At 73.4% G+C, this 12,775-nt stretch carries 9 protein-coding genes; all 9 read right to left on the minus strand.

The annotated features are described in order from the left end of the window. Positions 1-142 precede the first annotated feature (142 nt). The 9 genes from ACL02T_RS25590 to ACL02T_RS25630 all read right to left on the minus strand — a co-directional run bounded on the left by ACL02T_RS25590 (position 143) and on the right by ACL02T_RS25630 (position 12,732). Complete coding sequence (locus ACL02T_RS25590; RefSeq protein WP_412833313.1) at positions 143-1,174, minus strand: protein kinase family protein; 1,032 nt, start codon at positions 1,172-1,174, stop codon at positions 143-145. Beyond that, a complete protein-coding gene (locus ACL02T_RS25595) occupies positions 1,164-3,899 on the minus strand; it encodes an ATP-binding protein (RefSeq protein WP_412833314.1) in 2,736 nt (911 codons plus the stop codon). Before ACL02T_RS25595 ends, ACL02T_RS25590 begins: the two co-directional genes overlap by 11 nt. A gap of 30 nt (positions 3,900-3,929) precedes the next feature. Beyond that, on the minus strand, positions 3,930-4,334 hold the full coding sequence (locus tag ACL02T_RS25600) for a hypothetical protein (RefSeq protein ID WP_412833315.1): 405 nt from the start codon (positions 4,332-4,334) through the stop codon (positions 3,930-3,932). Positions 4,335-4,394: 60 nt separating this feature from the next. Further along, entirely contained in the window at positions 4,395-4,883 is a 489-nt protein-coding gene (locus ACL02T_RS25605) for a hypothetical protein (protein WP_412833316.1), read from the minus strand. Positions 4,884-5,031: 148 nt separating this feature from the next. Further along, on the minus strand, positions 5,032-5,856 hold the full coding sequence (locus ACL02T_RS25610) for a helix-turn-helix domain-containing protein (RefSeq protein WP_412833317.1): 825 nt from the start codon (positions 5,854-5,856) through the stop codon (positions 5,032-5,034). 478 nt (positions 5,857-6,334) lie between these two features. Beyond that, positions 6,335-9,919 (minus strand): tetratricopeptide repeat protein, encoded by a 3,585-nt coding sequence (locus ACL02T_RS25615; RefSeq protein ID WP_412833318.1) that lies wholly within the window; start codon positions 9,917-9,919, stop codon positions 6,335-6,337. Continuing rightward, positions 9,916-10,647: a hypothetical protein gene (locus ACL02T_RS25620; RefSeq protein WP_412833319.1), complete on the minus strand. Its 732-nt coding sequence runs from the start codon at positions 10,645-10,647 to the stop codon at positions 9,916-9,918. The genes ACL02T_RS25615 and ACL02T_RS25620 overlap by 4 nt, the downstream gene beginning before the upstream one ends. Before the next feature lie 179 nt (positions 10,648-10,826). Next, positions 10,827-11,339: a hypothetical protein gene (locus ACL02T_RS25625; RefSeq protein WP_412833320.1), complete on the minus strand. Its 513-nt coding sequence runs from the start codon at positions 11,337-11,339 to the stop codon at positions 10,827-10,829. Between the two features lie 100 nt (positions 11,340-11,439). After that, a complete protein-coding gene (locus ACL02T_RS25630; RefSeq protein WP_412833321.1) occupies positions 11,440-12,732 on the minus strand; it encodes a helix-turn-helix domain-containing protein in 1,293 nt (430 codons plus the stop codon). Between the last annotated feature and the right edge of the window lie 43 nt (positions 12,733-12,775).

The raw sequence follows: 12,775 nt of genomic DNA on the forward strand, positions 1-12,775 counted from the left end.
GGGCGAAACCTCGTCGGCGAGGCTCGATCGGGAGCGACCAGGGGACGGTCGGGTACTGGACGAGGGACAGCTGCAGGACGCGGCGCAGGCGTACCTGCCCGCTCTCGACCCAGCGGTGGACGAGGTGCCGTGGTCGGGATGGTCACGGCCGACCCTCGACGTCGATGAACGTCACGAAGCCGGCCGGCCAGGCCCTACCGGTGATGAGGCCGGTAGCCGCCTCGTTCCGCCGGTCGACGGCACCCTTGATCGCGGCGTCGGGGACTCCGTGGCGGCTCAGGATCTCGGTGAGGGTCTCGGGGGCGAGCTGCCGGACCGCCTCGACGATCGACGGATCGAGTGGCCTGCCCAGCACGTCGGGAAAGAACTCCGAGCGCAGCGGCTCACCCGTGTCGACCGGGAAGGTCAAGTCGTTGTCGATCGCGGCCGGGCGGCCGTCGGACTGGGTCATCACGTTGTGGGGATGCCGGTCGAGCGCACCGGTGATGTAGTCGAGCGTCCCGAGCATCTGCCGGTCGAGCTCGGTGTACCGCTCGGGCGGCCGTGGCGGGAGCGGGGCGTGGTCCTGCAGGGAGCCCACTCCCGAGGGCGTGTCGATGGTGGTGGTCGTGGGGACCAGCCCGAAGCCGAGCTCGCGATCGACCTCGTACACCGCGACGTCCCGCTCGTAGTACGTGCCCGTCTCGACACCCTCCCGTAGCGGCGAGCCCCTCAGCTGCTCGGCGAACCACTCGCCGGCCTTCGGCTTGAACACGGCTTTCCGCCCGTCGGGGTAGGTGATTTCGAACGACAGGCTCGCGCCGCTCTCGGACGTTCGCTCCTTGCGCGCGTTGGCGAAGTCGCGGGCGCGCAGTTCGGACTGCCGTGGGTCGATCTCCGGTGTCCCGGGCCGGAGGTCCGGCACCTGGTCCGCCGAGGCGTCGCGGCCCTCCCGCACCGCCTCCGCGACCGCCAGCTGTCCAACCGTCCACGAGAGTTCCGCCTCTCGCGCCTCGGTGCGGGCAAACTCGGCGAGAGCCACCTGCCCCAGGGCACGCCGGATCGCCTCGTCGTCCCGTTCGAATGGGACGTCGTCGACTCCCCACCCCAGGCCCTGATCCCGCAGCACCCACGGGTCGCGCTTGATCTCGTGACCGTCGTCGACCTCGTCGACCTCGCCGAACTCATGACGCATCAGCGCACGTCCTCTCCCCGATCGCCGCCGCGAGCCGGCCGCGGATGTCCTGACCGGAGACCGACAGGGCCGCCCTGCCCGCCTCGAGGTGCGTGCAGGCGCAGTACGTGTCGCGGGCTGCGCCTGCGCAGCGCTGCGCCACCAAGGCGACCACGGGGAGCAGCGCGCCGGCACCGCCCCGGTACGCGTCCCAGATCTCCCGGGCGTCGGACTCGGACTCCCGTGCGGCCCGGGCTCCCCGGGTGCGCACGTCGGGGGCACACCCGCTCGGACAGACCTCCGGGGTGCACAACCGGTAGGGCAGCATCTCCGCCACCGCCCGGCGATGCTCCGCCATGTGCGCGGCGACCTCGGTGTCCGGCACCGTCCGAGCGCTGTCGACGCCCTCGGCCGCCACGATCCCGACGAGTTCGGGCTCGTCCGCCGTCGGCCAGCGGACGAGCGCCTCGCCCGCCCGCAACCGGTTGGTGAGCTCGCGATCGAGGTCCGCGGCGTCGAGGTCGTCGAGGGCGTTGGCGCGGTCGGCGGCCGATTCGAGCCGATGCACGATCCGGGTACCGGTGTTGGCGACCGCGGTCTGCGCGAGCGCGGTCGGCCGCTGGCTGCTCAGCACGAATCCCTCGCCGGAACTGCGGAGTTCGGAGATGGCCTCGCAGAACGCCCGGACCGCCTCGGCCCGCAGCCGGTTCCCGCTCTCCGGCTCGCCCCGCTCGCCGTCGGCCGCGGAGAGCAGGCGGTGCGCCTCCTCGATGACCGTGACGTGCCGCAGCGCACCACCCGAGGCCCCGCGCCGCCGAGCCGCCGCGCGGAGGCGCTGCAGCAGGAAGGCGGAGAGGAGCAACTTGTCCTCGGCGTCGGCCAGTTCGTCCATCTCGACGACGGTGGGCACGGCGAGCAGGCCGTCGACGTCACTGGAGCGCGTGCAGTCCAGCATGCGCCCTCGGCCACCGCGGAGCAGCCGTTCCAGCCGGACCCGGAACGCGACGCCGACGTTCTGCGCCTCGCCACGGTAGCCGTGCCGCTCGAAGATCTCGGTGAACGAGCCGAGCAGTGCCCGCAGCGTCGGCGGGGTGAGCCCGTGCTCCGGTGTGGTGTCGTGCTCCCAGCCGGCCTGCAGGTAGCACAGCTCGAGCGCCTCCTCCAGGAGCGCGGGCAGCGGCGTGGGGAGCGGCAGGGCGAGCGTGAGTGCCGCCATCACCGCCCCGGCGTGCACCTCGCACCGCACTCCCGGTGGAGGTTCGAGGGGATTCAGCCGGAACCCGGCCAGGTCGTCCCGCCCGAGCGTGAGGATCCGCAGGTCCTCCAGCCCCGCGACGCCCAGCAACCCCCGGTACTCGGTCTTGATCGGCTCGAGGGCGAGGAAGGGCACCCGGTGCTCGCGCCACAGCCGGACGAGCAGCGACAGCACCGTGGTCGTCTTGCCCGAGCCGGACGACCCGACGACGAGGAGGTGCCGGGTGAGGTCGGGCACCGGGAGCACGATCGCTCCTGACCGGGTCCCCTGGTCGAGCGCGGCGCCCAGCAGCAGGCCGTCGTGCTCGGTCCCGTCCGGGCGGACCGCAGCCCGTCGCCGGTCGGCCCGCCGGCTCAGGGGTACGCCCGGCACCCCCTGCTCGTCGGGTACGGGGAGCACGGCGATGCTCGCGACCTCGTCCGGGCCGTACAGGTACTGCATGCGGCGCAATCCGCGCGGCGCCGACTCGTCCTCCCACATGCGGAGGATGTCGAGCGGCCAGATCTCCATCGCGGTCACGCTCTCCCTGATGAACTCCGCCTCCGCGGGCGGACGGACCTCGGGTGAGACGACGGCGAGCGGGTGTGCCGAGCCGTCCCGGGTGAGGTGCAGGGCGGCCGCCAGCTCGGCGGCGTACACGGGCAGCACGCCCGCATCGCCGGCGAGGGCGACGCGGGCGAGGACCGGACGGCCGGCGATGTGGCGGACGCGCTCCTCCCAGGCCTCGAGGGCGATGCGCGCATTGGCGTCGGCCGGATAGTGCTCCTGGTGGCCGAGCAGCGAGTAGTCGGTGCGCTCGTGGGCGTACAGGCCCAGGGCGGTCAGAGTGCCCCCGAGTGCGTCGCGTTCCTGCGGGTCGAGCTCGGTGGGCTTGACCAGGATGCTCACCGTCAACGGCGCCGGCGTCCGCGCAAGGGCTCTCCAGAACGCGGCCCATCCCGAACCGTCCCCGGTCACACCGTCGAGGTGGTAGTAGTAGTCGCTCGGTACGAAGGTCCACTGCGGGAACGTCACCTGCTCGGTGCGCTGCAGTTCGAGCACCCGGTGGTGCGACGGGATCGTCAGGACCTCGTCGACGTCGTGGGCGACCTGGACGGTGAAGTCGCCGGGCAGGCACAGCGCCGCCGCGGTCAGTGCCGAGTCGACGGCCCGTGCCGCCGCGTCGTCCCGGCCGTAGGACTTGGCCAGCAGGTACATCCGCACCCGCGTCCGGTTCGCTTCGGGAGCGGCCCGGTAACGAAGCTCGAAGGCGTCCAGACCCGATGTCGCGACGGCGGCGGTGATGACCTGGCGGGCGATCTCGCGCATGCGAGGTCCGGCCGACAGGGCGTCGTGGTGCGGGTCGGCCGGCATCGCGGCGACCTCGAGGCAGCCGACGGTCTGCAGGGACGGGGGCAGGATCTCCGGGTATCCCGCACCCCAGCACGTCCGGGGCAGGCGGTGCACGGACAGGGAGGGGAGTTCGCCTGCGGCGAGGGGCTCGACGGACATGGGTACTCGCTCGGACCTGGGCGACGGCGATCAGAGGAAGGGGTTGGCTCGCGGGGCGCTGCCACCGGCGGGCCCGTTGCCGCCGGCCGGCGAGTCGAACGGGTTCCCTGCGGCGGGCGGGGCGACCGCACCGCCGGCGGCGCCTCCGAACGGATTCGCCCCGGATGCCGGCGTCGCCGCACCTCCGATCTTCTGCCAGGCGGTCTGCTCCTTGTTCCGGATCGACCTGATCCGGAGGTAGTAGATCGACAGGGCGAGCACCTGCATCAGCACGGAGAAGAACGCGAAGGGCAGCAGCCCGAGGATGGCGGTGTTGCGCCTGAGGTTCTCCCAGATCGTCGGCTGCGTGCCGCGCCCGGGCATGAAGAACAGCGCCACCACCGCGAGGGGGATCTGGATGCAGTAGCAGAGAACGAGGATGTCCTTGTAGTCCACGGAGAGGTCCTTGTCGGAAGTCGGGGGTGGGGAGGTGGGGTGCCGGGGCCAGGAGCGAGGTCAGGTGTTGCCGACGAAGCCGGCGCCGCCGTGGGCACCTCGCGCGGATTCGGCCGCGTCGACGAGGTCCTGCACGGTCGGGACGTAGACCAGCTGCTCGAAGGAGTCGATCGTGATCGCCAGCTCGCGCTGGTTCTCCGGCCGCAGGTTCAGGTTCTGCCGCATCGCGTTCTCCCGTGCGTTGCCGGCATTGAGATTGACCATGAACTGAGGCATCTCATCGGTCGCGACGGTGTAGCCGACGTGGAGCATCCCGCCGCGCGGGGTCGAGTGGACCTGCAGCCGGATCGGGTGGCCGCTGCCCAGGAGGCCGCGGAACTTGATCACCGCCTCCAGGTGGTAGTCCTTCGTCCGGCGGTCCTGTTTCGGCTGGAACTCGAGGCCGATCCCCGCCTCGTCGGTCCGGGTCTTCACGACCTGCAGGAAGGTCATGGCCATGTGGGCCATGCCGGGGATGGCGTGGTTCTCCTGGAAGTTCAGTTCTGCCACGGGGAGACGACCTCACAATCGATGGAACGTGGGACGGGCTGCGGAGGGCAGCGCCGACCGAGCCGCGCTCGACCCGGGTTCGGGAAGGGTCGAGCGTGACTTCGATCGGTGTGGGCGAGACGCCGGTGGACCCGGCGGGCGGAGGCCTTCAGCCCTGCTGCGTGTCGCAGCTCGGGAGGCCGAGACTGCCTCGGGAGGCCGGGTCGACGTAGACCTCGGAGAGATATCCGGTGCGGCCGTCCGGCCACGAGACCTGGTACCAGAGATCGGACTTCGCCCGGTGCGGATTCTCCGCGGCGGGCGAGTCGAGGTTGTAGTTCCACATCATGTCGCCGCGCGCGGTGCACGTGGCCGCCAGCAGGGCCCCGCTCGAGATCTCGGTCCCCTGCACCTTGCAGCCCTTCGTCGCGCAGAAGGCCGCAGGACGGCTCGACAGGTACGCCGGACCGGTGTCCTCCACGAGTTCGGACGCGCCCAGCGCGATCTTGTTCTGGACGGTCACGACGGCCGACGGGACCGGTGCGGCGGCTACCGGCTGCGCGTCGCCGCCGGCCAGCAGCGCGAGGCCCCCCGCCACGGCGGCTCCGAGGAGCGCAGCCACCACGGCCACCACCGCGACAGTACGGCGACGGACCCCGGTGACCGGCCCGGGAGGCTCGACACCGCCCGCCGGTGCGTCGTCCCCCTCGCCGGGATCGTCCGCCGCTGCGGTGGCGGCCATCGACAGGGTGGCGTGCCGGAGCATCCAGTCCTGGACGCGCTCGGGGGCGAGCCCGATGGCGTTGAGGACGTCCTCGACGAGATCACGGCTGGGCAGCCCGGGTCCGGTGCAGGCCTTACCGATCGCGCTCTTGCTCCAGTGCACCCGCTCGGCTGCCCCACGCAGGGAGATCCCGCGACTGCGGAGCTCCTCGGCGAAGTCCCGGCAGAACCTGGCGGCAGTGTCCTGCCGTTCGACTGACGTGTCGTGCACGGCTGGAAGTATCTGGATCACCTGTCCGATGCACCAGCGCCGTTCGCCCGGTCACCGTCCGTAAAACGCCGCATGGACGGCAGGCCGGTCCGGAGGGACACCCGGAGCGCGGCGAGCAGAGCTTTCTGACCTGCGAGGACACTACTGTCCACGGCTTCCGTGGACAGCTGTCCACGGCTGTCCACTATTGATTCCGCCGCACGGACGTGGACGAGCGGATCATCAACTCTGATGAGGACGACAAGGATGGAAGGGCGAATAGCGACAGATCATCGAAGTTCGGCTGTTCGCCCGTTTCGCCGGCTTTCGGGCCGGCGAGCAAGCCACCGGCGCACAAGACGGCCTCCTTACCTGCAGCCCGAAGAACACCGCTTGTGGACACGCGCAGTCGGAGATCGACCGGCCTCGCCCGCGGCGGGTGAGCATGGTCGGTTCTGGGCCGGCACCGGCCGGCCCCGGTGGGCCTCCCGACTGCCCCTCACCACCTCCCCCACCCCACCTCCGGCAGCCTCCGCACCAACGGATGCTCCGGATCCAGCGCCCGTGCCCCCTCCCGCACCTTCTCCAGCTCCGACGCCGCCGCTGATCGCTCACCCCGCCGGACCAGCACCCGGGCGAGGTGTTCGCGGGCCACGAGGGTGTCGACGTGCGCCTCCCCCAACTCACCGACCCGCCGGCCCAGGACGTCGCGGAACACGATCTCCGCCTCCTCCAGCCGGTGCTTCTCCAGGAACACCAGACCCAGCGCATCCAGGCTGCGCATGGTGTCCACCTCGTGCGCCCCGACGACCTCGTCGTGCAACTTCACCGCCCGACGGGCCTCACGCTCCGCCTCGTCGAGCCGGCCGTCGAGCCGCAGCAGCCAGGCGGTGACCGTCGCACAGCGCAGGTCGTCGAGGTCGGGACGGCCGGCCGGCAGCAGCGCGGCGAACCGGTCGAGCTCCGCGAACGCCTCGGCCCGCCGTCCGGCCAACCCCAGCAGCCAGATCCGGCGGTACCGCCCGACCAGGGCGTGCGGATGCTCGGCGCCGAGGACCCGCACGAGGTCGGCCAGCACGGAATCGCACGCCAGCAACGCCTCGGAGACCCGCCCCGCGCTCCCCACCACCCACACCAGGTACTCACGGGTCGCGAGCGTGTCCGGGTCGTCCGCCCCCAACACCTGCTCCCGCACAGCCCGGATGGCGCGCAGCTCCTCCTCGGCCGCGCCCAGCCTGCCCTGCAAGGCCTCCACCACGGCAGCGCCGTGCCGGATCTCCAGCACCAGCCGGTCCGAGGGCCCCAGCACCGACACCGCGAACGGCAGCAGCTGGGCGAAGCGGCGCCGCGCGTCGGCCAGCCTGCCCCGCTGCGTGATCACCCGCGCCAGCAGGTACCGCGTGGTCAGGGTGGCGCGGTGCTCCTCCCCCAGCACCCGACGGCGGTCGGCGAGCAGCGCCACGAGCTCACGGTCGGCCGCCTGGACACGCCCGCACTTCAGCAGCGCCCAGGCCCGGTAGGACCGCGAGTCCATGGTGTGCGGGTGGTCCGGCCCGAGCACCTCGCGACGGCGCCGCACGACTCCCCGCAGCTCCTCCTCGGCCCGTCGGGCATCGCCCAGGGCCAGGGTGAGCCGGGCGAGCATGTGCCGGGTGCGCAGCGTTCGCGGATGGTCGACGCCGAGCACCTTCTCCTGGTCCACGAGCAGCTCGGAGTAGGCCTCCATCGCGTCGACGAACCGGAGCCTGCGCATCGCGACCCAGGCCTCCCGCACCCGCACCATCAGGGTGAGGGAGTGGGTCGGCGGCAGCCCCTGGTCCTCCAGCTCCCTGCGCAGCGCGGCGAACAGCTCCTGCGCCTCGGCGAGGTCGTCCGGGCCCGCCCCGTCCTGCGCGAGCAGGCAGCCGAGCCGGTAGCGGGAGTTGTAGACGTCGAGGTGCACACCCGTGCCCAGGGTCTGCCGCCGCAGCTCGACGACGGCGCGCAGCTCCTGCTCGGCCTCCGCCCGGTCGCCGGACATGCCCAGCACCCAGGCGAGCCGGTGCCGGGTGGCCAGCGTGTCGCGGTGCAGCGCGCCGAGCAGCTCGGTCCGGTCGGCGAGCACCCCGACCAGCCGCCGGGCCGCCTCGGTGAGCCGGCGCTGCTCGGCGAGCACCCAGCCGAGCAGGTCCCGGGCGGACAGCGTCGCGGGATGGCGCCGGCCGTGCACGCGGACCTTGTCGGCGACGACCGCGCGGACGAGCGTCTCGGCCCGCTCGAGATCGTCCTCGACCGCGGCCACGGCCCACGCGCGTGTCTGCCGGGCGTCGAGCCGGGCGGGATGGTCGTCGCCGAGCGCCACGGTCAGCGCCACTGCGCGGTCGAGCAGCGCGAGGGAGGCGGGGCTGCCGTCGGCGCGGGCGAGCCTGCCCGCCACTCGGTCGGCGAGCCGCAGCGCCGCGGCCAGCTCGGTGTCCGACGCGTCGTCCGGGAGAGAGTCGAGCAGCTCACCGGCGTGCGCGTGCAGCCGGGTCGCGGCGGGCCAGTCCGTCGGGCGCCCCGAATCGAGGGCGTCCGCGGCACGGGTCAGCACAGCGACGGCGCGTCGGCGCGCCGCGGCTCCGCCGGCCTCCCGGGCCCGGTGGGCGAACCCCTGGTGGAGCCGGAGCACCGGGGTCCCGTCCCGCAGCTCACGTTGCTCGACGAGCCCGACCCGGACGAGCGCGTCCAGCGTCGCCGGGTCCGTGGTCAGGACCGAGGTGGGGACCGGCTCCTCGGGCTGGAAGCACCCGAGTACCTGGAGCAGCTCCACCGCACGGTCGCGCAGACCGGCCGGCAGGGCGTCGACACACGCCCGGTAGGCGACGGCGACGGGGTCGGGAGCCTCCGACGACTCGGGGGCGAGCCCGGCGAGCAGCGCGCGCAGCCGGTCCGCTCCCCCCGCGACGGCGGCGTCGGCGGCACCGCGCAGCGCCAACGGCATCCCCCCGAGCAGCACCGACAGCCTGCGCGCCGCCTCCGCCCAGACAGCCCGGTCCACCTCGGGGAGCCGGTCGAGGATCACCCGCGCCCCCGCGTCCGGGTCGAGTGCCCCGACCCGGTGGACCACCGCCTCGGTCCCCCAGTCCCCCTGCCCCCGGGTGGTGACGACGACGGTGCCGGCCCCGGACACGCGCGCCCACGCCGGGTCCCCCGGGGCCGCCGGGCCGGCGTCGTCGAGCACGACGGTCCACGGGTCGTCGGCGTCCTCGAGGACCTCCCACAGCTCGGCCGCCCGCCGGGCCGGGTCCTCGGCCTTCAGCGCGACGTCCAGCCGGTGGGCCGGGGCGCCGAGCAGCCGCGCGACGCGGTACAGGCCGTCGCAGAGGTCGTCGAGGTCGTGCGCGGTCACGCAGAACGCACGGCCCCGGCCGTCGTCGAGCCGGGCGGCGACCGCGCGCGCGGTGCTGGTCTTGCCGAGACCGGCGGGCCCGACCAGCACGAGCGGCGGTCCGATCGGTGGCGCCGCCCGCTCGACGAGTTCCGCGATCAGCTCCTCGCGACCGTGCAGGACCGGGAGCTCCGCGGCGGCCGGTACGCGCTCGGCGGCCGCGCTGCCGGGGTCGGCACCCGTGAGCCCGGACAGGTGCCGGGACGTCCGGCGGGGGCCGTGCTCGCCGGTCCGCCCGCCCGTCTCCTCGCGGGCGGCCTCGAAGAGCACCAGGTAGCCGTCGTCCACCCAGCGTCCTCCGAGCAGCTCGACGACGTGTGCGGCGAGCCCGGCCCGCACGGTCACGTCGCCCTCGAGGACGCGCTGCACGGGGGCGGCCACCTCCCCGGCGGCGGTGAGTCGGGCGCGGACCCACTGCTCGTTGCGACCGCTCCAGCGCAGCAGCGACGCCATCTCGCGCCGCCAGTCGTCGCGGGCGTCGGCGGGCGTGGGCGGCCGTTGGGGGTCGCCGAGCGCATCGAGCGCACGGAACCGGAGCAGGACCTCGGCCACCTCGGACTCGGGGACCGGGGGCAGCGACTCCTCGGGCGGGGGCTCGGCCCAACCGGGCACATCGTGAGGCGACGGGTCCTCGGGCTCCGGGCCCTCGTGCCCGGCGACGTCGGACGTCTTCATCTCTCCCCTTCCCTTCTCCGGCTCCGTCGCCAACGGCGGAGTTGTGCCTCGATGACCCGGGGGCTGACGTGCAGGGCCCGGGCCGCGGCGGCCCAGGTCGCGTCCGGGTGGTCGAGGCGGTACCGGGTGGCCTCCCGCAACGGCTCGCGCATCGTCTCGACCAGTGCGCCGACCACGGCGGGGTCGACCTGCCGCAGGTCCTCGACGACGTCGCGGCCGCCGAGCCGTTCGTCCTCCTCGGCCAGCCGGTACGCGGCGGCCGCGACCTTCCGCTCCTTCGTCCGGGCCCGCCGCCAGGTGGTCAGCTCGTCGCCCAGCACGAAGTAGCACCGGGTGACGTAGTAGCCGGGCACGCGACGGCCGCCGGGTCGCCAGTGCCCGCCGAGCAGGTCGATGCGGCGGAACCGGTCGAGGGCCGTCGTGCACGTGGCGACGAACAGGGCTGTCGGCTGCGCGGGGTCGGCGTCGAGCGCCTGCGCGTCCTCGGGGGCGAGCACGACGGGGTGCAGGTGGGCCGCCCGCCGGTGCGTGTTCGCCTCGCGGGCGAGCGTCTGCCGGGCATGCTGGTGGTGCAGCACGCGCAAGGCGTAGTCGACGAGATGCGCCGCCACCCACTCCCACTCCGGGCCCTGCGCGCCGCCGTCGCGCAGTTCCTTCATCGTCTGCTCGTCGCCGACCCGGCAGAGCAGGCACCCGCACCACCGGCCCGTCTTGCCTTCTGCACTCACGGACGCGCCCTCCCCGGCTGTCCGGGCGCCCACCGCGTCGCCCTGCCCCCGACCCTCGATCTCGCCGCGCTGTCCGTCGTACGGGCACCGGGAGCGGCGACCCCACGCAGACGACGAAGAGATTCTCGACGATCTCGTCCCCCTCATGTCAGGCGAAGGCCCGACACCGGGACGCGGGCTCAACGGCCCGGCCACCCCCACCGCGGCCGGACGACGACCAGCAGCACCCGCTCCGGCCGCGGCGAGTCCCGCTCCAGGTACGCATCGAGCGCCCCGCACGCCTCCGCGACGACCGGCGCGGCCCGCGCGATGTCCTCGACCCTCGTCCCGTACCGGCGGAACACCGCGACGACCACGGTCTCCCCCCGCGCCCGCGCGTCGACGAGCAGCGGCAGGTTCCCGCTCCGGTTGACCACCCCCGCCCGCGCGAACCCCACCCGCACCCGGTGCAGCACGACCATGCCGAGCAGCTCCCCGCGCATGTGACTGCGGTACGCCGGCGACACGCACCCGAACAGCCCGGCCGCGACGACCGCGACCGGCCCGACCCAGCCGAACTCCGCCCACAGCGCTCCGAGGCAGCCGAGCAGGGTCAGTTCGCGCCACCACCGGGCCAGCACCGTGCCCGGATTCCGCCGCGGGTAAGGGCTGCGGTCGAAGCGGCCGAGGTCTCTCTCCGGGGGCTGGCGCATCGCGACCTCCGCAGGAACCGGACGGCCCGAGTGGCCGACGTGAATTCGTACGGCGCCATGCCGCCGTGCCCCTCGCCCTGAACGGAGACCCGCCGTCCGCTCAGCGCCCCCCGTTCCGCATGCGTCGCAGCGCCTCGTCCAGGTCGAACCTCATGTGCAGGTCGGCACGGAGCCGTTCGGCCACCGTCTCGGCGAGCAGGCACCAGTGGTCCATGAAGGCATCGAGGTTGTCGCTGTCGCGCACCGCGCCGGCCGGCAGTCCGGCGTCGAGGGTCAGCACCCGGCTGCCGAGCCCGGCCAGCTGCTGGTCGACGACGGCCCGGTCGGAGATCGAGGACCCCCGATCGGTTTCGGCGTCACCCCCGTGCTGCCGCCACGCCGTGCGGGCCCAGGAGGTCCAGTCGATCAACTCGTCCGTGGGCCGCAGGTGCACGACGAACGGGTTGCGGCCCCGCCGGTCCCCGGCGAGCAGCCGTGCGGTCTCGGCATAGCCGTCGCCCCCCGCCGCCCACACGCGGCTGCGGCCGATCTCCCCGCCCGCGACGTAGGTCCGCGCAACCTCCAGGCGGTCGCGATCGAAGAGGCGGTGGTCCCACCGGTGGGTGATGCGACTGAAGGCGCGCGAGGCGACGAACCCGACGTGCGAATAGTCGTAGTCGAACCCGTGCGCGAGCAGTGAGGCAACGTCGGCCGAGCCGGACCAGTGGCCTCCGATCACGGAGATGGTGTGGGGCACCCCGACCAAGGGGTTGACGCCGCCCTTCCGGATGGCGACGAAGCGCGGCACGTTGATCACCAGCTCCGGGTGCGACGTGTTCAGGTGCCGGGCCGTCTCGGGGCTGCCGATGAATCCGGCCGTGAACCACGCCATCTCGTGGTGCAGGAGCTCTTCCAGGTCAGCCCGGATTTCCACCGCGCTCATGGCCTGCACGGGTTCGAACGCCACGAGGTCCGCGTAGTGGCGCCGGTACTCGCCGGTGCCCTGCCACAGCGGATCCACCACGGCGCGGTAGCGCCCGCTCGCGAGGCCCTTGCCCGCGATGATCGCGGCACCGTGGACGTCGTCGAAGGGCACGCTCGCCGCGGCCAACTGGGTCCGGGAGGCCTGGTCCTCGAGCTGCTCGAGGTACGTGAGCAGCCGAGACACCCCGGGCAGGTGTCCGGCGAGGTCCAGCATGCGGAGCTGCGAGAGTCCGAGGGCACCTGCGATGCGGAGAAGCTCGTCCGCCGTCGGCCGCTTCCGTCCCCCGAAGATCTCCGCGATGTGCGCACGGCTGTAGCCGGCTTCCGCAGCGATGTCCCGGTACGTGGTCTCCTTCGCGGCGCGCCGGAGCACGACGCACCATTCCTCGTCGAGGAACCGGGGCTCGCCATTGCCGCTTCGCTCTGCCATGCCCGCAGACTAGGAAGATCGCACCCTGCCGCGGACCAGGAAG

This window comes from Pseudonocardia oceanicola, assembly GCF_047200735.1.
Taxonomy (GTDB): domain Bacteria; phylum Actinomycetota; class Actinomycetes; order Mycobacteriales; family Pseudonocardiaceae; genus Pseudonocardia.